This is a genomic window from Rhodanobacter sp. FW106-PBR-R2A-2-24 (assembly GCF_058789615.1).
Genome location: NZ_JBYTBV010000002.1, coordinates 1,427,548 through 1,448,357, shown reverse-complemented (window position 1 = coordinate 1,448,357; position 20,810 = coordinate 1,427,548). Strand labels below are relative to the sequence as shown.

Annotated in this window: 19 protein-coding genes; 7 read left to right on the top strand and 12 right to left on the bottom strand. The window is 67.7% G+C overall.

Features of this window, described 5'->3' with window-relative positions:
- Position 1 precedes the first annotated feature (1 nt).
- The 9 genes from AC3WQA_RS07890 to AC3WQA_RS07850 all read right to left on the bottom strand — a co-directional run bounded on the left by AC3WQA_RS07890 (position 2) and on the right by AC3WQA_RS07850 (position 8,438).
- Positions 2-346 carry a carboxymuconolactone decarboxylase family protein gene (locus tag AC3WQA_RS07890; RefSeq protein ID WP_492674523.1) on the bottom strand — a complete coding sequence of 115 codons (345 nt, stop codon included), beginning with the start codon at positions 344-346 and terminating at the stop codon, positions 2-4.
- A 22-nt stretch (positions 347-368) separates the two neighbouring features.
- On the bottom strand, positions 369-551 hold the full coding sequence (locus tag AC3WQA_RS07885) for a hypothetical protein (RefSeq protein ID WP_492674522.1): 183 nt from the start codon (positions 549-551) through the stop codon (positions 369-371).
- Between the two features lie 55 nt (positions 552-606).
- Positions 607-1,584, bottom strand: a complete 978-nt coding sequence (gene lipA / locus AC3WQA_RS07880) for a lipoyl synthase (RefSeq protein ID WP_492674521.1) — start codon at positions 1,582-1,584, stop codon at positions 607-609.
- Positions 1,585-1,658: 74 nt separating this feature from the next.
- Positions 1,659-2,675, bottom strand: coding sequence for a zinc-binding alcohol dehydrogenase family protein (locus AC3WQA_RS07875; protein ID WP_492674520.1), 1,017 nt, complete (start codon positions 2,673-2,675; stop codon positions 1,659-1,661).
- A gap of 105 nt (positions 2,676-2,780) precedes the next feature.
- Complete coding sequence (gene ppa / locus AC3WQA_RS07870) at positions 2,781-3,317, bottom strand: inorganic diphosphatase (protein ID WP_492674519.1); 537 nt, start codon at positions 3,315-3,317, stop codon at positions 2,781-2,783.
- Between the two features lie 91 nt (positions 3,318-3,408).
- Positions 3,409-4,221, bottom strand: coding sequence for a 2OG-Fe(II) oxygenase (locus AC3WQA_RS07865; RefSeq protein ID WP_492674518.1), 813 nt, complete (start codon positions 4,219-4,221; stop codon positions 3,409-3,411).
- Positions 4,222-4,329: 108 nt separating this feature from the next.
- Entirely contained in the window at positions 4,330-5,529 is a 1,200-nt protein-coding gene (gene metK, locus AC3WQA_RS07860; RefSeq protein ID WP_492674517.1) for a methionine adenosyltransferase, read from the bottom strand.
- Between the two features lie 126 nt (positions 5,530-5,655).
- Positions 5,656-6,990: a GGDEF domain-containing protein gene (locus tag AC3WQA_RS07855; protein ID WP_492674516.1), complete on the bottom strand. Its 1,335-nt coding sequence runs from the start codon at positions 6,988-6,990 to the stop codon at positions 5,656-5,658.
- A gap of 86 nt (positions 6,991-7,076) precedes the next feature.
- Positions 7,077-8,438: a GGDEF domain-containing protein gene (locus AC3WQA_RS07850; protein WP_492674515.1), complete on the bottom strand. Its 1,362-nt coding sequence runs from the start codon at positions 8,436-8,438 to the stop codon at positions 7,077-7,079.
- A gap of 208 nt (positions 8,439-8,646) precedes the next feature.
- Here AC3WQA_RS07850 and AC3WQA_RS07845 point away from each other — a divergent pair, with 208 nt between their 5' ends.
- Entirely contained in the window at positions 8,647-9,189 is a 543-nt protein-coding gene (locus AC3WQA_RS07845; protein WP_492674514.1) for a carboxymuconolactone decarboxylase family protein, read from the top strand.
- Between the two features lie 6 nt (positions 9,190-9,195).
- On the opposite strand, the gene dusB is transcribed toward AC3WQA_RS07845, so the two are convergent.
- Positions 9,196-10,182, bottom strand: a complete 987-nt coding sequence (gene dusB / locus AC3WQA_RS07840; RefSeq protein WP_492674513.1) for a tRNA dihydrouridine synthase DusB — start codon at positions 10,180-10,182, stop codon at positions 9,196-9,198.
- A 72-nt stretch (positions 10,183-10,254) separates the two neighbouring features.
- On the opposite strand from dusB, the gene AC3WQA_RS07835 reads away from it, so the two are divergent.
- The 4 genes from AC3WQA_RS07835 to AC3WQA_RS07820 all read left to right on the top strand — a co-directional run bounded on the left by AC3WQA_RS07835 (position 10,255) and on the right by AC3WQA_RS07820 (position 15,129).
- Positions 10,255-12,045 carry a GGDEF domain-containing protein gene (locus AC3WQA_RS07835; RefSeq protein ID WP_492674512.1) on the top strand — a complete coding sequence of 597 codons (1,791 nt, stop codon included), beginning with the start codon at positions 10,255-10,257 and terminating at the stop codon, positions 12,043-12,045.
- 170 nt (positions 12,046-12,215) lie between these two features.
- The gene (locus AC3WQA_RS07830) at positions 12,216-12,470 is read left to right on the top strand and encodes a hypothetical protein (protein ID WP_492674511.1); all 255 of its coding nucleotides are present in this window, start codon (positions 12,216-12,218) and stop codon (positions 12,468-12,470) included.
- Positions 12,467-13,447 (top strand): c-type cytochrome, encoded by a 981-nt coding sequence (locus AC3WQA_RS07825; protein ID WP_492674510.1) that lies wholly within the window; start codon positions 12,467-12,469, stop codon positions 13,445-13,447. Before AC3WQA_RS07830 ends, AC3WQA_RS07825 begins: the two co-directional genes overlap by 4 nt.
- Positions 13,447-15,129 (top strand): cbb3-type cytochrome c oxidase subunit I, encoded by a 1,683-nt coding sequence (locus AC3WQA_RS07820; RefSeq protein ID WP_492674509.1) that lies wholly within the window; start codon positions 13,447-13,449, stop codon positions 15,127-15,129. Before AC3WQA_RS07825 ends, AC3WQA_RS07820 begins: the two co-directional genes overlap by 1 nt.
- Before the next feature lie 76 nt (positions 15,130-15,205).
- Here the strand turns inward: AC3WQA_RS07820 and AC3WQA_RS07815 are convergent, their stop codons facing one another.
- The gene (locus AC3WQA_RS07815; RefSeq protein WP_492674508.1) at positions 15,206-17,317 is read right to left on the bottom strand and encodes a prolyl oligopeptidase family serine peptidase; all 2,112 of its coding nucleotides are present in this window, start codon (positions 17,315-17,317) and stop codon (positions 15,206-15,208) included.
- Between the two features lie 236 nt (positions 17,318-17,553).
- A complete protein-coding gene (locus AC3WQA_RS07810) occupies positions 17,554-19,584 on the bottom strand; it encodes a sodium-translocating pyrophosphatase (protein WP_492674507.1) in 2,031 nt (676 codons plus the stop codon).
- Between the two features lie 260 nt (positions 19,585-19,844).
- Between AC3WQA_RS07810 and AC3WQA_RS07805 the strand changes: the two genes are divergently transcribed.
- The gene (locus AC3WQA_RS07805) at positions 19,845-20,039 is read left to right on the top strand and encodes a hypothetical protein (protein ID WP_492674506.1); all 195 of its coding nucleotides are present in this window, start codon (positions 19,845-19,847) and stop codon (positions 20,037-20,039) included.
- Positions 20,040-20,169: 130 nt separating this feature from the next.
- Positions 20,170-20,805 (top strand): hypothetical protein, encoded by a 636-nt coding sequence (locus AC3WQA_RS07800; protein ID WP_492674505.1) that lies wholly within the window; start codon positions 20,170-20,172, stop codon positions 20,803-20,805.
- Positions 20,806-20,810 lie beyond the last annotated feature (5 nt).

Sequence of the window (20,810 nt, the reverse complement as noted above, 5' to 3'; positions counted from 1 at the left end):
CTCAGGCCTCCGGGTGGCTGTGCTGCAGCATGGTGTCCAGCGCGAGGTTGGCGTGCGCGTAGGCGCCGCCGGCACGCATCTCGGCCGCCACCCAGATCGCCTCCATGATCTGCGCCTCGCTGGCGCCCTGCTTGAGTGCCTCGGCGGTGTGGCCCTTGATGCAGTACGGGCACTGGGTGACGTGGGCCACCGCCACCGCGATCAGCTGCTTGGTGACGTTGGGCAGGGCGCCGTCGGCGAACACCGCGGCGCTGAAGGCGCGGAACGCCTCCAGCGGCTTGGGCGCCAGCTCGCGGCGTTTCTTCGCCAGCTCCGCATTGGCTTGCGGGTACATCGGGTGTTCCATGCCATCCTCCTCGGGACGTCGGTCAGTGCGGCAGTGGGGCGGTGCCTTGCACCCAGCTCGGTGGGTCGCTGGCGGGGAAGCTTTCGTCCAGCTCCTCGTCGATGCGTTCCTCGCATTCCTTGCGCGTGATGTGGCCCCAGGCGTCGCAACGGGCGGCGGACTTGTCCATGGGAGTCTGCAATGGGTCTTGGCGAACGGCGATCATGACGACCTCCTGATGCCTCGCGGCATCGTGATGGGCCGGCCCGTCGCGCCGCGGGTCACAGCCCCAGGTTGTTGTGCTCCAGCACGCGTTCGGCGCGATAACTCGAACGCACCAGCGGCCCGGCGACCGCTTCCACGAAGCCCTTGCCCAGCGCCAGTTCGCGATAGGCACGGAATTCGTCCGGGGTGACGAAGCGCTCCACCGGCAGGTGGTGCGGACTGGGCCGCATGTACTGGCCCAGGGTGACCACGTCCACATTGGCCGCGCGCATGTCGTCCAGCGCCTGCTCGACTTCGGCATCGGTTTCGCCCAGGCCGAGCATCAAGCTTGTCTTGGTGAGTGTTTTGGGCGCGTGACGCTTGGCGAAGGCCAGCACGCCCAGGGTCTGTTCGTAGCCCGCGCGCGGGTCGCGCACCGGGTGGGTGAGGCGGCGCACGGTTTCCAGGTTCTGCGCGTAGGTGGCCAGGCCGGCGTCGAGCACGGTGGCGACGCTGGCATGGTTGCCGGCGAAATCGGGGGTGAGCGCCTCCACCGCGGTGTCGGGCGAGCGCTGGTGGATGGCCTTCACGCAGGCCGCGTAGTGCGCGGCGCCGCCGTCGGCGAGGTCGTCGCGATCCACCGAGGTGAGCACCACGTACTTGAGCCCCATCAGCGCCACCGCATCGGCCACCTTGACCGGCTCCAGCGGGTCGAGCCAGCCGTTCGGGTTGCCGGTGGAGACCGAGCAGAACTTGCACGCGCGCGTGCACACCGAGCCCATCAGCATCAACGTGGCGGTGCCGCGGCCCCAGCACTCGGCGATGTTGGGGCACTTGGATTCGGCGCACACGGTGTTGAGCTGGTGCGTGCGCACGATGTTGGCGACCTCTTCGTAGCGCGCGCCGCTGGGCAGCTTCACGCGCAGCCACGGCGGCTTGTGGCCGACGTCGGGCGCATGGCTGTGCGCATTGGGCTTCTGGCCGCCCTTCACCGCACGGGTGCCCTGTGGGCTCACGAACTTGCTGCCGTCGGGAATACGGGCTTGGTCGGACATGGGATTCACATGGAAGGGGACACGCGGAAGTCTCGCGCGCGCTGGCGCGCGCTGCCCTGATGCAGGTCAGGCTCTTACCAGCCAGCGAGGCTGAGCTTGCCGATGCTGCGGCCCGATTCCAGTTGGCGGTGTGCCTCGCGCAGGTTGGCGACGTTGATCGGGGCGAGCGTCTCGCGGCAGATGCTCTGCAGCACGCCGGCATCGATGAGCGCCGCCACGCGCGCGAGGATGTTGCCTTGTTCGGCCATGTCCGGCGTGCCGAAGCGCGCGCGGGCGAACATGAATTCCCAGTGGATGCCGATGCACTTGGCCTTGTATGGGTCGCCGATCTTCAGCGCGCCGCGCGGCTCCACGATCAGGCCGACGTGACCTTGCGGGGCGAGCAGTTCGCCCAGCGCGTCCCAGTAGCGGTCGGTGTCGGCGAGGTTGATGGCGGCATCGACGTGGGCGTAGCCCAGCGCAGCCAGTTGCGGCGCGAGCGGCGCGTGGTGGTCGATGACGTGGCGGGCGCCCATGGCGCGGCACCAGTCGGTGCTTTCGGGGCGCGAGGCGGTGGCGATCACGCAGAAGCCGGCGCGGTGCGCGAGCTGGATGGCGATGGAGCCCACGCCGCCGGCGCCGCCGATCACCAGCAGGCTTTTGCCGGCGCCGCCGCGTTCGCTGTGAAAGGGCATGCGCTGGAACAGCAGCTCCCACGCAGTGAGCGCCACCAGCGGCAGCGCGGCGGCCTGGGCGAAGTCCAGCACGCGCGGCATCACGGCGACCAGTTGCGGGTCGACCAGCTGGAATTGCGCGTTGCTGCCGGGCCGGGAGACGTCGCCGGCGTAGTACACGCGATCGCCCGGTGCGTAGCCGGCGACGGCCGCGCCTACCGCCTCGACCGTGCCGGCAGCATCGAAGCCGAGCACGCGCGGCGGGTCTTCCTCCGGCCCTTGGCGCGCGCGCAGCTTGGTGTCGACCGGATTCACCGAGACGGCCTCCACGCGCACCAGCAGATCGTGCGGTCCGGGCACGGGCGTGGGCAGCTCCACCGCAAGCAGCGCAGCGGGATCGTCGATGGGCAGGTGGCGGGTGAGGGCGATGGCTTGCATGGCGGCTCCCGGCGACGGACACGCGCCATTATCCGCCGACGGGAGCCGCGCGACGCACAAAAAATGCGCGTCACGTCGCCGTGACGCGCATTGGAGAAGGGCGGATCAGGCCTTGCCGGCTTCGTAGCGCGCGATGCCGTCGCGGATCACCGCCTTGGCTTCCTCGGCGCCGACCCAGCCGTCCACCTTCACCCATTTGCCGGGTTCGAGATCCTTGTAGTGCTCGAAGAAGTGGCCGATGCGCTGCAGCCAGTGCGGCGACACGCCCTTCATGTCGTCGATGTGGGCGTAGCCGGGGAACACCTTGGGCGAGGGGATCACCACCAGCTTCTCGTCGGCGCCGGCTTCGTCGGTCATCTTCAGCATGCCCACCGGGTGGCAGCGGATCACCGAACCCACCGCCAGCGGCAGCGGCAGGATCACCACGGCATCCAGCGGGTCGCCGTCGCCGCCCAGGGTGCGCGGCACGTAGCCGTAGTTGCAGGGATAGCGCATCGGCGTGGAGAGGATGCGGTCGACGAAGATCGCGCCGGATTCCTTTTCCACCTCGTACTTGACCGGTTCGGCATCCTTGGGGATTTCGATGATGACGTTGATTTCGTCCGGCACGTTGCGGCCGGCTTTGACCAGATGCAGACCCATGGGGGATGTCCTTGCGCGATTGGGAATGGAGAAAGCCCGCTAGGATACGCCACCGGCTGCTGCAATGCAGCAGCAAGGCCTCGCCGTGGGATCAATATGGCCGCTCGCGCAGCCACTTGGTGGCGATCCATTTCTCGCCGCGTTCGACGGGCAGGCCGGCGTGCAGGGAGCGGGTATCGCCGCCTTCGTAGGCGAAGTACACCGCCGTGCCGCGCCGAGCGGTCACCGTCAGCCCCGCCGCGGGGAAGGCCGTGCCGCCGCCGGCCGCGGGCGTGTTCAGGTACATCACCACGGTGGCGACGCGCTGGCCGCCGCGCGCGGTGATGGCCTCGAAGCCGGGCTGGGCGGGGTCGAACCAGTCGTAGTGTGGCTGGTACTCCTGGCCGGGCAGGTAGTGCAGCACCTGCAGCCCCTCGCCGTGTTCCACCGGCAGTTGGAGCAGGTCGGCGATGCGCTGCTCGATGCGCGCCACCAGCGGCAGCTCGCCGATGCGGAAGAACATGCCGGCGCTGGTGCGGCGGGTGTCCACCTGCTGGCGGCCGGCCTGATCCACCGTGAGCGCGCGCGAGAGGCGCGGCCGTGCCAGTTCGATCAGGGCATCGCTTTCCTCGCCGCTGATGAGACCGTCGAGCACGCGCACGGTGGGCGAGGCCAGGCTCATGCCCACTTTCACCCGGTGCCCGCCGGCATCGGCCAGCGGCGCCTGCGGGTGGCGGGGGCGCAGACCGCGCGGGCCGGTGTCTGGCATCTGGCCCAGTACTTCGGCCACGATCAGCCGGCTGGGCTCATCCCCGTAGCCGTGCGAGTGCAACAGGGCGGCGATGGCGTGGGCGTCGTGGCCGGCGATCTGGGTGGCCAGCACCCATTGGCGCAGCTCGGCGCTGATGGCGGGGCGGTCGGGCATGGTGGCGTCACGGTTGCTCGGCTGGCGAGCTTACCGCAGGGGTGCGCGCGGGCAAACGAAAACGGGCCGCGCAATGGCGGCCCGTCGGGGTGGCGTAGCGGGCGTGGCCTACTTCAGCCTGGCGTCCGCGCGCAGTGCCTCGGCCTTGTCGGTCTTTTCCCACGAGAAGGCGGTGTAGACCTTGCCGTCGGCGTCCTTGAGTTCCACCGGCTTGCGGCCGAAGTGGCCGTAGCTGGCGGTCTGCTGGTACATCGGATGGATCAGGTCCAGCATCTTGAGGATGCCGTAGGGGCGCAGGTCGAAGTGCCGGCGGATCAGCTTTTCGATCTTGTCGTCGGCGATCTTGCCGGTGCCGAAGGTGGTCACCGAAATCGAGGTCGGTTCGGCCACACCAATGGCGTAGCTGACCTGCACCTCGCAGCGGTCGGCGATGCCGGCGGCCACGATGTTCTTCGCCACGTAGCGCGCGGCGTAGGCGGCCGAACGGTCGACCTTGGACGGATCCTTGCCGCTGAACGCGCCGCCGCCGTGGCGGGCCCAGCCGCCGTAGGTGTCGACGATGATCTTGCGGCCGGTCAGGCCGCAGTCGCCCACCGGGCCGCCGATGACGAACTTGCCGGTCGGGTTGATGTGGAACTTGGTGCCCTTGTGCAGCAGCTTGGCCGGCAGCACGGGCTTGAGGATCAGCTCGCGCACGGCTTCGACCAGATCCTTCTGCTTGACGCTCGGGTCATGCTGGGTGGACAGCACCACCGCGTCGATCGCCACCGCCACGTCGTTCTCGTAGCGCAGGGTGACCTGGCTCTTGGCGTCCGGACGCAGCCACGGCAGCGGCGATTTCTTCTGCTTGCGCACCTTGGCCTGCTGCTCGACCAGCCGGTGCGAGTAGTAGATCGCCGCCGGCATCATGTCGCGGGTTTCGTTGGTGGCGTAGCCGAACATCAGGCCCTGATCGCCGGCGCCCTGTTCCTCGGGCTTCTTGCGATCCACGCCCTGGTTGATGTCGGGCGACTGCTTGCCGATGAGGTTGAGCACGCCGCAGGTGGCGCCGTCGAAACCGACCTCGCTGGAGTTGTAGCCGATGTCCAGGATCACCTTGCGGGTGATCGCTTCCAGGTCGATCCAGGCGCTGGTGGTGATTTCGCCGGCGACGATCGCCACGCCGGTCTTGACCATGGTTTCGCAGGCCACGCGCGCGCGCGGGTCTTGCGCCAGGATGGCGTCGAGCACGGCGTCGGAGATCTGGTCGGCGACCTTGTCCGGGTGGCCTTCGGAAACCGACTCGGAAGTGAAGAGGTGGTTGCTCATCGCAGGAAATATCCTTCGCTACGGATGGAAAGATGAAAGGTGATTGTCCATCATACCATCGCCGTTTCCGGGCTGCATGGCCCGCCGTCGGCGTATGGACGGATGGATGGCCGTAATGGCGGGCGGCTACAGCGCCACGCAGCGGTTGCGGCCGGCGTTCTTGGCGCAATACAGGGCCCGGTCGGCGCGCTCGAACACGGTTTCGGGGGTGTCGTCGCCGCGTACCGTGGTGATGCCGCAGGACAGCGTGAGTTGCACCGGCTCGCTTTGGCTGCGGAAGCGCGTGCGTTCGAGCCGATCACGCAGGCGTTCGGCCACCTGCAGCGCCTCGTCCGCGTCGGCGGTGATGATGGCGACGAATTCCTCGCCGCCGTAGCGGGCGAGGAAGTCGTTCGGGCGCAGCGCCGCCTGCAGTTGTTCGGCCACGATGCGCAGGGCGCGGTCGCCGGCGGCGTGGCCGAGGCGGTCGTTGATGCTCTTGAAGTGGTCGATGTCCAGCATCAGCAGGCTGGTGTCGCTGCTGTCGGTTTCGCACAGGTCGACCATCCGCGCATCCAGCGAGCGGCGGTTGGCCAGCCCGGTCAGGGCGTCGATGTCGATGAGCTGGTGCTTCTTGGCCAGGGTGGCTTCCATGCTGCGCGTGCTTTGCTCCAGTTGCTGCACGCGTTCGCGCATGCGCGCGAGCTGTTGCTCGCAGATTTGCGTGCGCGATTCCTCGCGCTGGCGCAGCGCGTGGAGGTTGTGGCCAAGCGACAGCAGGCTGGCCTGCACGCTGGCACGCAGGGCCTCGATGCTGTCGGCGGACTGGAGGCGTTCGCCCAGCGCCTGCACCTCGTCCAGCATCATCTCGCCCAACTGCTGGCGCGCCGACGCCTGCCCCTGTCGTTCGCGGTTGTCCTGTTCGAGATAGTCGGCCAGCGAGCCGAGATGGTCGTCGATCTGGCGCAGCAGACGCTCGGCGGCGCGGCGGTCGGCTTCGAGCTGCTGCAGCTGGCGGCTGACCAGGGCGGCCAGGGCTTCGCCGTGGCGGTGCATTTCCTGCGGGTCGGTGCAGTTTTCGATGTCGTGGCGCAGGATGATGGCGGTGACGATGGCGCCGTCGTCCAGTTGCAGCCGATCCAGCACCGCCAGCAGCAGCTCGGCCAGCGCGGGCGGCTGGGCGTTCACCATGTGTGGTGGAGGCGCGGCGTCGACGGGCAAGGGGGCTTCGTCGAGCGCCTTCACCGCTTCGGCCAGCGCGCCGAGCAGAGGCGGCATGCGTTCTTCGGCGATCGAATCGCGTACCGCCAGGCGCAGTTCGCTCAGGGTGGCGGCCAGCGCGGCACTGCGATCCTCGGCCTCGTAGGCCAGTCGCGACAACAGTCGGCGCAGCAGTTCGTCGATGCAGTGCCACTGCGCCTCGCGGTGCTCGAGTCGTCCGCTGGCTTCGGGCAAATTGAGGTCGGGCCGGGTTGAATTCATCGCTTGGGCGCCGCGCTGCGAGGGTTCCCATGCTAGCCCGGTTGGGTCGCGCGGGGAATCATCAGTATGTGATTGTGTGGGCTGGATCAACGCGCCGCGCAGCGGTTGCGGCCGGCGGCCTTGGCGTCGTAGAGCGCGTTGTCGGCGCGTTCGAACACGCTTTCCGGCGTGTCGTCGGCACGCACGGTGGTGACGCCGCACGACAGGGTTACCGGCACCGGCGCGTTGTTGCTGTGGAAGCGCACCTTCTCGATGCGCAGGCGCAGGCGCTGGGCCACCTGCATGGCTTCGTCCGGCCCTGCGCCCAGCACGGCCACGAACTCCTCGCCGCCGTAACGGGCCAGGAAGTCGCCGGGGCGCAGGCCGGCCTGCAGTTGCTCGGCCACGTGGCGCAGCGCGCGGTCGCCGGCGGCGTGGCCCAGTTGGTCGTTGATGACCTTGAAGTGGTCGATGTCGAGGATCAGCAAGCTGGCGTCGCCGCTGTTCGCGTTGCACAGCGCCACCATGCGGTCTTCCAGCGCGCGGCGGTTGGCCAGCCCGGTGAGCGCGTCGGTGTCGGCCAACTGGCGCTTGAGCTCCAGCGAGGCTTCCATGCGCCGGGTGTTGTTCTCCAGCTGCTGGATGCGTTCGCGCATGTGCTCGGTGCGCTCCTGCCAGGCGCGCTCGCGGGCCTGTTCGCGTGCACGCAGCGCGGCGAGGTGGGTGGTGACGGCTTCCAGTCGCGTCTGCACGGCGGTCTGCAAGCTGGCCAGGTCGGGGGCTGAACGGGCACGGTCGCCCAGTGCCTGCACCTCGTCCAGCATGCGCTCGTCCAGTTGCCGACGCACTTCGGCGACGTCCTTGTGGGCGACGTCGTCTTGGTCGAGAAACTCGGTGAGGTTGGCGAGCTGACCGCTGACCTGGGCGAGCAACTGGCCGGCGGCGCGCTTGTCGTCCTCCAATTGTTGCAGGCGCTGGCCCACCAGCTCGGCCAGCGTCTCGCCGTGCTGGAGCAGGGCTTTTTCGTCGGTGCAGCCGTCGATGCGGCGGCGCAGGCGGGCAAGGTCGCGGCTGGCATCCTCGCCCAGTTGCAGGTGGTCGAGCACGGCCAGCAGCAGCCGATCCAGCGCGGGCATCGGCGCGGACGCGGCGGCAGGGGCGGCCGGCATAGCGGTGGGCGCAGCGTCGGCGAGGCGTCCGACGGCGGGCTTGCCGGCCGGCGCCGAGGCGTCGTCCAGCGCGGTCACGGCGTCGGCCAGGGCGTCCATCAAGGGCGTGATGCGGGCCTCGTCCATGGGCTGGCGTGCGGCGGTGCGCAGGTCGCCCAGGGTGGTGTCCAACTGGGCGGTACGGCCTTCGGCGGCGTAGGTGAGGCGCGACAACAGGCGTCGCAGCAGGGCGTCGACGTGACGCCACTGCGCTTCCTGTTCCTCGATCTGCTTGATGACGTCCGACTGGCTGCTGTCCATCTAGGGGTAGGCTGGCTGGGAAGCCTTATCCTATCGCCGGGAGGTTTCAGCAGCCTGTGAAGGCGGTGCTGGCGGCCGGCGAGCCACGTGCTTTTGGTGGACGCACATGCCGGCCGGTGATATGCGCATGCGCAAGCGTTCTTTGTGGCGGGGCGGGTGGGCGCCTAAGGTGAGCTTCCGTTGCGCCGTCCCGCCGAGTGCCGCCAGCATGAGCCGCCTAGCCATCCAGACTCCCGACAGCGCGCCCGCCGATGCACGCGTGCGCCTCACCCTGGTACGCCAGCGCGGCGGGTTCGTGCCGAACATCCTGGGTGTGCTGGCGAATGCGCCGGTGGCGCTGGAAACCTATCAGGCGGTCAGCGCCATCCAGGCTCGCGGCGGCTTGAGTGGCACCGAGCGCGAGGTGGTGCAGATCGTGGCGGCGGTAAGCAACGGCAGCGCCCTGTGCGTGGCTGGACATGCGCGCGTCGCGCGGCGCGAGCTGGGCCTGCCCGCCTCGCTGATCGAGGCGCTGCGTGGCACCGGCGCGCTGGAGGATGCCCGCCTCGGCACGCTGGTGCGCTTCACCCAGGCGGTGGTCGAGCAGCGTGGACGGGTCAGCGACGAGGCCTGGCAGGATTTCCTCGCTGCCGGTTACAGCCAGGCGCATGCGCTGGAGGTGGTGCTGGGCGTGAGCCTGGCGACGTTGTGCAACTACGCCGGCAACCTCGCACAGGCGCCGCTCAATCCGGAACTGGCGGCCTACGCCTGAGCGGCTTCAGGCCGCGAGCGCCGTGCCGGCGGCGAGTGCGTCGAAATAATCGGTGGTGAGGCGCAGCTGCTCGGCGGCGGACTCGGCGCGGTTGACCACCTGGCGGAAGGCGGCGTTCTCTGGGCGATCCTTGGCATACCAGCCCAGGTGCTTGCGCGCGATGCGCACACCGGCCAGCTCGCCGTAGAAGGCGTAGAGCCGTTCCAGATGCGCAAGCAGCATGGCGGCCACTTCGCGCGGCGTCGGCGCGGGCAGTTGCTCGCCGGTTTCGAGGTAGTGCGCGATCTCGCGGAAGATCCATGGCCGGCCCTGCGCGCCGCGGCCGATCATCAGGGCGTCTGCGCCGGTGACGTCGAGCACGTGCCTGGCCTGCCGCGGCGAGGTGATGTCGCCGTTGGCGAATACCGGGATACGCACGCTCGCCTTCACCGCGGCGATGGTGTCGTACTCGGCCGCGCCCTCGTATTTGTCGGCGCGGGTGCGCCCGTGCAGCGCCAGCGCGGCGATGCCGCTGTCCTGCGCGATGTGCGCGATGGCCAGCGCGTTCCGGTGTTCACGATCCCAGCCGGTGCGGAACTTCAGCGTCACCGGCACGTCCACCGCGTCCACCACGGTCTTGCAGATGCGCGCCACCAACGCCGCGTCCTGCAGCAGCGCGGAACCGGCCCAGACGTTGCACACCTTCTTCGCCGGGCAGCCCATGTTGATGTCGATGATCTGCGCGCCGTTGGCTGCGTTCGCGCGCGCCGCCTCGGCCAGCACCACCGGATCGGCACCGGCGATCTGCACGGCAACCGGCTCGGGTTCGCCGGCGTGGTCGAGCCGGTGCAGGGACTTGCGCGTGTGCCACAGGCGCGGATCGGCGGTGGTCATCTCCGACACGGCCAAGCCGGCGCCCAACTGCTTGCACAGCAGGCGGAACGGCTTGTCGGTGACGCCGGCCATGGGGGCCAGCGCCAGCGGCGGGTCGATGCGGTAGGGGCCGATCTGCATGCGGCCATTGTAGCGGGGCGCCGGAAGGCGACCGTATGATGGCCGTACAGTGCGTAGCTAAGGGATGGGCGGATGATGCGCAAGCGGGCGGCGTGGATGGTGGCTGGCTGGCTGGTTGTCATGGGCGGGCCAGCTTTGGCCGCGTCCATCAACGCCCAGCGCCAGCGCGCGGTGATCGACCCGCAAGGCCTGATCGCGCAGGTGCGCCACGAGCTCGACCAGGCCGGCGCCGCGCTGTCGCCGGATCGCGAGCGCGCCCTGCTGTGGGGCATGGGGACCGCGGCGATCAACGGCAACGACGACGCCGCGCTGGCCGAGGCCACGCTGCGGCTGGATGGCTTGGCTGACAGTCGGCACGATGCGGTGGCGGCGGCCGCCGCCGGCTTCCTGCGCGCGCGCCACGACATCGCCAATGGCGTAGGCGATGGCATGGGCGAGGCGCTGCGCGCGGCTGGGCGGGTGCTGGGCCATGCCGATCCTGAGATCGTCGTCTGGGCGCACTTCCAACTGTGCGATGCCTATACGCTGGACGAGAAGGCGGACAAGGCGCTGTCGCTGTGCCGCGAGGCGGTGGAGGGTTATCGTCGCCTGAATGATGTCTACGGCATGGGCGATGCCGAGAACGACGTGGGCATCGCGCTGGCGACCTTGGGCAAGGTCGACGAGGCCGCCGCCGCCTACCGGCGCTCGCGACACGACTTTGGCGAGGTGAAGGCCGAAGAACTGATGGTGATGGTGGGCGACAACCTCGCCCAGATGTACATCAAGCAGGGCCGCGCGCGCGAGGCGTTGGCGCTGTCGCGGGCCTCGCTCAAACAGGAGCTGGCGTCGGGGCGGGTCAGCGATTCGCTGGGTTCGCGCACCGACATCGCGCAGGCCGAGGCGGCGCTTGGCCGCCACCGGCAGGCGCTGGCTCAGATGCGTGAGGTGGTGGCGCTGGCGCGCAAGGCCGGCGTCAACGGACAGCTGATCGACATGCTGCGGGTGGAAAGCGCGATCGCCGAACAGGCTGGCCAGCTGCGCGAGGCGCTGGTGGCGGAACGCGAGGCTGTGCGATTGTCCAGCGACATGGATACGCCGGCGCTGCGCGCCATCGAGGCCGAGCTGGAGCAGCGCTACTCGGTGCGCGAGAAGGAGCTGCGCATCAACGAGCTGGAACACGCAAACAGGCTGCAGGATCTTCAGCTGCAGGCCGCGCGGGCTGAGGCCGGGCGTAGGCATGAGCAGCAGCAGCGGCAGCGGCTGGTGAACCTGATGACCGCTGGCCTGGCTATCGGCCTACTGGTGACGGTGGCGCTGCTTCTGCTGTTGTTGCGCGCGAAGAACCGTTACGCGGCCAGCCTGCAGCAGCAGGCGCTGCGCGACGCGCTTACCGGCATCGAGAATCGGCGCGCCTTCATGCAGCGCGCGGCCGGGCTCTTGGAAAAACGCCCGGTGACACCGTCGGCGCATGTGCTGTTGCTGATCGACCTCGACCTGTTCAAGCATGTCAACGACAGCGCCGGTCACCCAGTGGGTGACCGCGTGCTGGCGCTGGTGGCCGGATTCCTGGATCAGGCGTGCGCCGGACAGGGGCACGCCGCGCGTATCGGCGGCGAGGAATTCGCCGTGCTGTGCCCGCATCTTGGCGCCGATGGCGGCGTGCGTCTGGCGGAAGCCTTGCGCGCGGGCGTGGCCGACTTGCCGATGCCCGAGGCGATGGGGGCGGCGCGCATGACCATCAGCATCGGCGTGGCGGTGCACGACGGCCGGCACTGCCACGATCTGTCGAGCTGGATGCGCGCCGCCGACCGCGCGCTGTACTCGGCCAAGGCTTATGGCCGCAACCGCGTGGTGGCGAGCACGGTGCTGCCCGAGGCTTGATCTCAGCCATCCCCCTGCGACCAATCGTCCAATTGACTGATCTGGGTCAGCCACGGTGGCCGCGCTACTGCCTACATTCCCCGCATCACCGGGCGCAATCGCGGTCGTCAGACCGTCGTGAGGGAGCGCGTGCCCGGATCGCATTCGTGGTCAACGCACGGGGAGGGGATATGTCTCAACGCATCATCGATCTGGTGTTGTCGGTACTGGCCAGCGCGGCCGGCTTGTTGCTGTCGTGGCCGTTCTGGCGCGATTTCGCCTATTGGCCGGCGTCGCATGCCATGTGGACGACGTACTTCGTCGTGGGCTACGTACTGGCGGTGTACGTGTTCTACGCCTTCCTCGGCGCGCTGCGCACGCTGTTCGCCCATGACGCCATCGTCAAGGCGGCTGCCCGCGCCGACGACAAGGCAGGTGCGCCATGACCTGCGCCGATGGCAAGAATTGCGACGAGCCGATCAGGCGCCGCCGCGCGATCGTGATGTTCTTGCTGATGGTGCTGGTATTCGCGGCGCTGTCGGTATTTTCCTTCATGGATTCGCGCGGGCAGGTGACCCCGGATCAGGTGTCGTATGGCACCTATCAGGCCACCGCCGGCAAGCGTGTATTCCAGGCCTACAACTGCATGGACTGCCACACCCTGGTGGGCAACGGCGCGTATCTGGCGCCCGACCTCACCAAGGAATATGGCCAGGTGGGCCCGGCGTGGCTGGCCGCCTTCCTGCCTTCGGCGGGCGGCTGGCCCACCGAGGCGGCGCTGCGCACGCAGCTGCTGGACAAGGCCGTGGCCGCCGATGCGGGGGTCACCACGCTGGATGCCTATTACGAGAAATATCCTGGCGCGAAGCAGCGCGTGGATCGTCGTGGCGGGCAGACCAGCTACATGCCCAACCTGCCGTTCAGCGCGGCCGAGACGGGCGAGCTGATCGCCTACCTCAAGTACACCGCGGCGATGAATACGGAAGGTTGGCCGGCCAAGGTGGAAACCGGCAGCCTCGCGCATCGGCTGGAGCTGCTGCATGGCGCGTCGGCGATGGCCACGCCGGTGGCGGCTGCCGCTGCGCCGGCGGTCGCCGCCGCATCGGCCACCGCGGCGCTTGACCCCACCGCGCACGGCGAGGCACTGGCCAGGGACTATGGCTGCGTCGCCTGCCACGCCATCGACGGCCCGCATCTGGTGGGGCCGGACTGGGGTGGCCTGTACGGCGCGCCGGTCAAGCTGGCCGACGGCAGCACGGTCGTCGCCGATGACGCCTACCTCATCGAGTCCATCGTCAAGCCGAACGCGAAGATCGCGGCCGGCTTCACTGCCGATGTCATGCCGCAGCAGTACAGCCAACTGCTGAAGGACGATGAGGTGAAGGACATCGTCGCCTACATCCATAGCCTGGAGAAGCGCTGATGCAACTGCATTACGAAACCCAACGGCTCAGCCTGCGCTACTTCATGCTGATGCTGGTGTTGTTCGCTGCCCAGGTCTGCTTCGGCCTGGTGCTGGCCATGCAGCAGGTCGATCCCACCCTGCTGGCTGGCACGCTCAATTTCAACGTGGCGCGCGCCGAGCATCTGAACCTCGGCCTGTTGTGGATACTCGCCGGCTTCATCGGCGCGATCTTCTTCGTCGGGCCGCTGCTTGCCAAACGCGACCTGGCCGCGCCGTGGCTGGTGAAGTTCCTGTTCTGGGCGCTGATCGTGGTGATCGTCTGGAACGTGGCCACGCAGGGGCTGGCGATGCGCGGCATCGCCGGCTGGTGGGAAGGCCAACCCTGGCTGCAGCAGGGGCTGGAATACCTCGAAGCCGGACGCGCCGCGCAGGTGGTGATCCTGATCGGCTTCGCCATTCTCGCCTTCGTGGTGCTGCGCACCTTCCCGCCACGGCGCGAATGGAACGAGGTGCACTGGGGGCTGGCCATCGGCGTGGTGGCGCTGACCGTGGTGTGGGTCTTCGGCATGTTCTATTACACCCGGCTGGACGTGCAGGAATACTTCCGCTGGTTCGTGGTGCACTACTGGGTGGAAGGCGTGTGGGAGGTGATCCACATTTCGCTGGTCGGCTTCCTGCTGGTGCTGCTGTTCAAGGTCGACGTGAAGTCGGTGGGCTACGCGGTGTTCTGGGGCGTGGTGCTGGTGTGGCTGTCGGGCCTGATCGGCAACGCCCACCACTACTTCTGGATCGGCACGCCGGAGTTCTGGCAGTTCTGGGGTTCGCTGTTCAGCGCGCTCGAACCGCTGCCGCTGGTGTTCTGCTTCTGGCACATCTACCTCGATGCGCACATCAACAAGCGTCCGCTGGAGAACGCGCCCGCGTTCTATTTCATCCTCGGCTCGGTGGTGCTGGAGCAGGTGGGCGCCGGCATCCTCGGCTTCTCGATGACCTTCGCGCTCACCAACGTGTGGTCGCACGGCACCTGGATCACGCCGGGGCATGCGCACCTGGCGCTGTTCGGCACCTTCGGCATGCTCGGTATCGCGGCGGCGTATTACGCGGTGCCGGCGCTGCGCAAGGCGGCGGACTTCGACCAGCGGCTGGGCAAGCTGGCGTTCTGGCTGGTGTTCACCGGCATCCTCGGCATCGCGTTGTCCTTCGCGCTGGGCGGCACCGTGCAGATCTACGTGTACCGCACGCTGGGGCTGCACTGGTTCGGCGGCGACGTCTATCACGCCATGGGCATCTACAAGCTGCTGGTACCGACCTTCGGCCTGCTGTTCGCGGTGGGCGCCGGGATCATCGTGTTCGACCTCGCCACGCTGGGCAAGCGTGTGCGCGTCGGGGCGCCCGAGACAGCGCGGCCGCGCGCCGCCACCGGCTGGGGCCGTCCGCTGACCGGCTTCGAGTCGGGCATCTGGCTGGCCTTCATGTGGGTGTTCGGCACCGTGGTCACGCTGGGGCTGTTGAGCTTCAATCTGCCACGCGTGCGGGTGGAGGGTGATCCGACCTTGCCGTACCTCCTGGCCGGCATCGGTTATCCGGGCCTGTTCCTGGTGACCTTGCTGTTCGTGTGGCGCTTCCTCGCCTCGATGGAAGCGCGGGTGGGCGTCGCGCAGCCGTCGTTGCCGCCGCTGGTGGCGGTGGCGCAGGGATAGCCAGGTTCCCTCCTGGCTGCAAATACGAAAAACCCCGCGAAATGCGGGGGTTTTTCGTGTGCGCCATGGGTCTGGCTTATTTCAGCTTGTCCCACAGGAAGTCGTACACCATCGCGTGCATGTGCGCGGACTGCTGGTTGTCCGCGCCGGCGCCGTGACCGCCTTCGAGGTTCTCGTAGAACCACACGTTGGGGAGCCCCAGGCCTTCCATCTTCGCCGCCATCTTGCGTGCCTGCGCCGGGCCGACGCGGTCGTCGCTGGTGGCGGTGTAGAACAACACCGGCGGGTAGGCCGCGCCCTGGCGCAGGTTCTGGTAGGGCGAGAATTTCCGGATGAAGGCCCATTGCTTCGGGTCGTCGGGGTTGCCGTATTCGGCCATCCACGAGGCGCCGGCATCCAGATGGATGTAGCGCTTCATGTCGAGCAGCGGCACCTCGCAGGCGATGGCGCCGTAGAGCTGCGGATACATCGTCAGCATGTTGCCCATCAAGAGGCCGCCGTTGCTGCCGCCTTCGGCGCCAAGGTGCCTGGCGGAAGTGACGCCGCGTTTCACCAGATCCTCGGCCACCGCGGCGAAGTCCTGGTAGGCCTTGGGCCGGTTGGCCTTGAGCGCGGCCTGGTGCCAGGCCGGGCCGTATTCGCCGCCGCCGCGGATGTTGGCGATGACGTAGACGCCGCCGCGTTCCAGCCAGGCACGGCCGATCGAGCCGGAGTAGTGCGGCTGCAGCGCGATCTCGAAGCCGCCGTAACCGTATTCCAGCGTGGGGTTCTTGCCGTCGAGCTGCATGCCCTTGGGCGCGATCTCGAAATAGGGCACGCGGGTGCCGTCCTTCGAGGTGACGAAGTGCTGGCTCACGCTGAACTTCGCGGCGTCGAAGAAGGCGGGCTCGTGCTTGAGCGTCTCGGCCTCGCCCTGGCCAAGCACACCGCGTTCCAGCGTGGGTGGGGTGAGGAAGCCGGTGACGGTGAGCCAGTATTCGTCGCTGTGGTCGGGATCGGTGTCGAGCACTTCCACCGTGCTCATCGCCGGCGCGCCCGGCATGGCTTCGCGTTTCCAGGCGCCGGCTTGCGGGGTGAGCACTTCCAGCCGGCTCTGCACGTCGTGCAGTTCGTCGAGGATGAGATGATGCTGCGTCCATGCGTAGTTGGAGAGCGCGGTGTGCGCATCGGGCTGGAACAGCACGGTGAACGCGCGCTTGCCGGCCATGAAGTCGTCGAACGCCGTGGCGATCAGCGCGCCGTTGGGGTAGGTCACGCCGCCCACCGTCCACGGCGAGCGCAGCGTCAGCAGCAGCCACTGCCGGTGGGCCTCCATGCTGGCGTCGCTGGGGATGTCGAGCTTCGTCAGCTTGCCGTCCTTGCGCAGGAAGGTTTCGCTGTGGAAGAAGTCGGTGGCCACCTGCACGAAGTCGCGCTCGAAGCCTGGCGTGCGGTCGTGGTAGGCGCTCACCGCGAGGTCGCCGGGCTTGCCTTCGTGCACCGTGGTGGCGGCGGACAGCGCTGTGCCGCGCGTCCATTCCTTCACGATGCGTGGATAGCTGGATGCGGTCATCGAGCCGGGGCCGAAGTCGGTGCCGACGTAGAGGTGGTCTTCGTCGATCCAGCCGGCTTCGGTCTTGGCAATCGGCAGCTCGAAGCCGCCTTGCACGAAGGATTTGGTGGCGGTGTCGAACTCCCGCACCGCCACCGCGTCGCCGCCGTCGGGCGAGAGCGAAATCAGGCAGCGCGTGTAGGCGGGTTTCAGGCACTGCGCGCCCTTCCACACCCAGCGCTTGCCCTCGGCCTGGTTGAGTGCGTCCACGTCCAGCACGGTTTCCCAGGTGGGCTCGGCCTTGCGGTATTCGGCCAGCGTGGTGCGGCGCCACAGGCCACGCGGGTGCGCCTTGTCCTGCCAGAAGTTGTAGAGGTAGTCGCCCATGCGGCCCACGTGGGGGATGCGCGCATCCGAATCGAGCACTTCGAGGATCTGGCGGCGCGTGTGCTCGAACGCCGGTGTACTGGCGAAGGCCTTTTCGGTGATGGCGTTCTGCGCCTTCACCCAGTCCATGGCGCGCGCGTCGTGGGTGGCTTCCAGCCACAGGTAGGGGTCGTCGGATGGGGGCGGGGGCGTGTTGGCGTGGGCGCTGGTCATGCCGGTGAGTGTGATACCCAGCGCGAGCGCGAGCCAGCGGGGATGCTGGTGGAGCATGGTCGTTCCCGGTTGTGACGAAAGTCCGAGTGTGACCGCCTGGCGCAGGGGATGCCTGTGACCAAAGTCAGGGGTGCGATGCCCGCTTGCCGGGCGCGTGGCGCCGGCGCCGAAGGTCAGTGCCATCGGTGCTTCGATGCCGCCGGCTGGCGCACAGCATGCGCGGTTTGCCCGACGGCGCCAAAGAAAAGCCCCGCGCGAGGCGGGGCTTTCCGGCTGGCATCTTGCGGTGTGGCTCAGTGCAGCAGCGGGATGATGAGCAGCGCCACGATGTTGATGATCTTGATGAGCGGGTTCACCGCGGGGCCAGCGGTGTCCTTGTACGGGTCGCCCACGGTGTCGCCGGTGACGGCGGCCTTGTGTGCGTCGCTGCCCTTGCCGCCGTGGTGGCCGTCCTCGATGTACTTCTTGGCGTTGTCCCAGGCGCCGCCGCCGGTGGTCATCGAGATCGCCACGAACAGGCCGGTGACGATGGTGCCGATCAGTACACCGCCCAGCGCCTTCGGCCCCAGCAGCAGGCCGACCACGATCGGCACGATCACCGGCAGCAGTGAAGGCACGATCATCTCCTTGATCGCCGAACGGGTGAGCATGTCCACCGCCTTGTCGTACTGCGGCTTGGCCTTGCCGTCCATGATGCCGACGATGTCGCGGAACTGGCGGCGCACTTCCTCCACCACCGCGCCCGCCGCGCGACCCACTGCCTCCATCGCCATCGCGCCGAACAGGTAGGGGATCAGACCACCGATCAGCAGGCCGATGATGACCATGTGGTCGGAGAGGTCGAAGGTGAAGGTGGTGTTGGGGTGGTTCACCTTGAGGTTGTGCGTGTAGTCGGCGAACAGGACGAGTGCAGCCAGCGCCGCCGAGCCGATCGCGTAGCCCTTGGTCACCGCCTTGGTGGTGTTGCCCACCGCGTCCAGCGGGTCGGTCACGCCGCGCACTTCCGGCGGCAGGTCGGCCATCTCGGCGATGCCGCCGGCGTTGTCGGTGATCGGGCCATAGGCGTCCAGCGCCACGATCATGCCGGCCATCGACAGCATCGCGGTGGCGGCGATGGCGATGCCGTACAGGCCGCCGCGCTCGTAGGCCGCCCAGATCGCCACGCAGATCGCCACCACCGGATAGCCGGTGGATTTCATCGACACGCCCAGGCCCGCGATGATGTTGGTGCCGTGGCCGGTGGTGGAGGCCTGCGCGATGTGCTGCACCGGCTTGTAGTTGGTGCCGGTGTAGTACTCGGTGATCCACACGATGGCGCCGGTGAGCAGCAGGCCGATCAGCGCGCAGAACCACAGGTTCATGGCGCCGTAGCCGAAGTCGGGCATCAGCGCCATGGTGATCGGGTAGAACGCCGCGGCGGCCAGCAAGCCGGAGACGATCACGCCCTTGTACAGCGCGCCCATGATCGAGCCGCCTTCCTTCACCCGCACGAAGAAGGTGCCGATGATCGAGGCGATGATGGAGACCGCGCCCAGCAGCAGCGGGTAGAGCACCGCGTTGCCGGCCGCCGCGCCCAGCGTGAGCCCGCCCAGCAGCATGGTGGCGATCACCGTCACTGCGTAGGTCTCGAACAGGTCGGCCGCCATGCCGGCGCAGTCGCCCACGTTGTCGCCCACGTTGTCGGCGATCACCGCCGGATTGCGCGGGTCGTCCTCGGGGATGCCAGCCTCCACCTTGCCCACGAGATCCGCGCCCACGTCCGCACCCTTGGTGAAGATGCCGCCGCCCAGGCGCGCGAAGATCGAGATCAGCGAGCTGCCGAAGGCCAAGCCCACCAGCGCGTGCAGCGCGGCCTCATGCGCCACGCCCATCTGCTGCAGGAGCAGCCAGTAACCGGCCACGCCCAGCAGCGCCAGGCCCACCACCAGCATGCCGGTGATCGCACCGCCGCGAAATGCCACGTCCATCGCCGCCGACAGGCCGCTGCGGGCCGCCTCAGCCGTGCGCACGTTGGCGCGCACCGAGACGTTCATGCCGATATAGCCGGCCGCGCCCGAAAGCACCGCGCCGATCAAAAAGCCCGCTGCGGCGGGCCAGGAGAGGAACAGGCCGATCAGCACGAACAGCAGCGCGCCGACCAGCGCGATCGTGCCGTACTGGCGATTGAGGTAGGCGCGTGCGCCTTCCTGGATCGCCGTGGCGATCTCCTGCATCCGGGCATTGCCCGGCGAGCGCGCCAGCACCCAGCGTGCCGAGATGGCACCGTACAAAACCGCCACGACCGCACACGCGAGCACGATCCACCAGCCATACTGCTGCAGCATCGGAGCCTCCCCATGGTTGTAATGGCCGTCCGGAACGGGCGGTCACGGGGAGTATAGGCAGAGCCCGGCGCACATCCCGTTGTGCGGCGCAACGTTCCGCGAAAACGCGAAGGCCGGCGCGGTCTATGTCGCTGTCCTGCGGGTCCAGCGCGTAGTGGTCGAGGATGTTGCTTGTGGCCAGCGCGACCGGCAGGTAGCCGCTGCCGCCGCCACGACCCAGAGTCGTAGCCGCGCGGCGGCGGGCGCAGTTGGCGGACAACGTGCGCCGCTGCGTCGACACCGGCGTGGCGGGCCCGTCGATCGAGGATTCCACCGGTGCCGCCGCGTGGCCGCTGTACGAACTCGACGAGGCGGTGGCGCGCATGCGCGCCGCGCACGGCTTGGCCGCCGAGGGACGCTTCGACGGCTCTGCCGGCAACGCCACACGTGCGCAGATCAATGGGTTGGTTGGGTGAGGTGTTGGCGCAGTTTGCTACGTCAACGTGGTTTGATTTACCATGATTCGGTGGCTATTTAGGCGCAAAGCTACTTAGCCACGTCCCTTGTGTTGTGTAAATACGCGGAGGGAGGGGTATGAAAAGTTGTATGTTATTGGTGGCGGCCTTTGTTTCGCTTCCTACAGCCGCCCAAACAACGTTTTGCTCGGCGTACGGCAACAATATTTCCTGCCAAACCATGCCAACCCATCAAACGGTTGACCCAAATGGGTGCGGCTCGGCTGCGACGTGCGCACTAAACGGGTATATGAAGGCACGTCAGCAGCAGCAACAGCAACAACTGCAACAGGAGAAGCTCGAGCAGCTCAGGCTGCAGAACGAACAATTAAGACTACAGAATAGAAGCATAGAAAATCAAATAGATGCTAGTTCGCCAGCGCCCACCAACGAAAGGCCGAGCGATATCGGATTAAAGGCCGCGTACTGTCTTGGTGCTCTAAATAATTCTGGACATGCTCTTGAGATAAAAATGTTTCAGAATTATCTGTCTACGCACACGTTTTCTGAGACGGGTAAATCTCTCTTGAGGGCATCGCAGAATCAAGGGGAGATTGATCGAAACTTCGTTATGCGTCATGAGACGGATTTTATTACTCGGTGCTCGCAAGCAAGTGGAAAAAGTATTTCTGATTGCTCAAAAGAGTACGCCGTTAGTCAGTCAGGTGATGAAACAAATCGTCAAGTAAATTCATGCAAGGGGGCTGGCTTCTTATCTAGTGGTTGATCGGA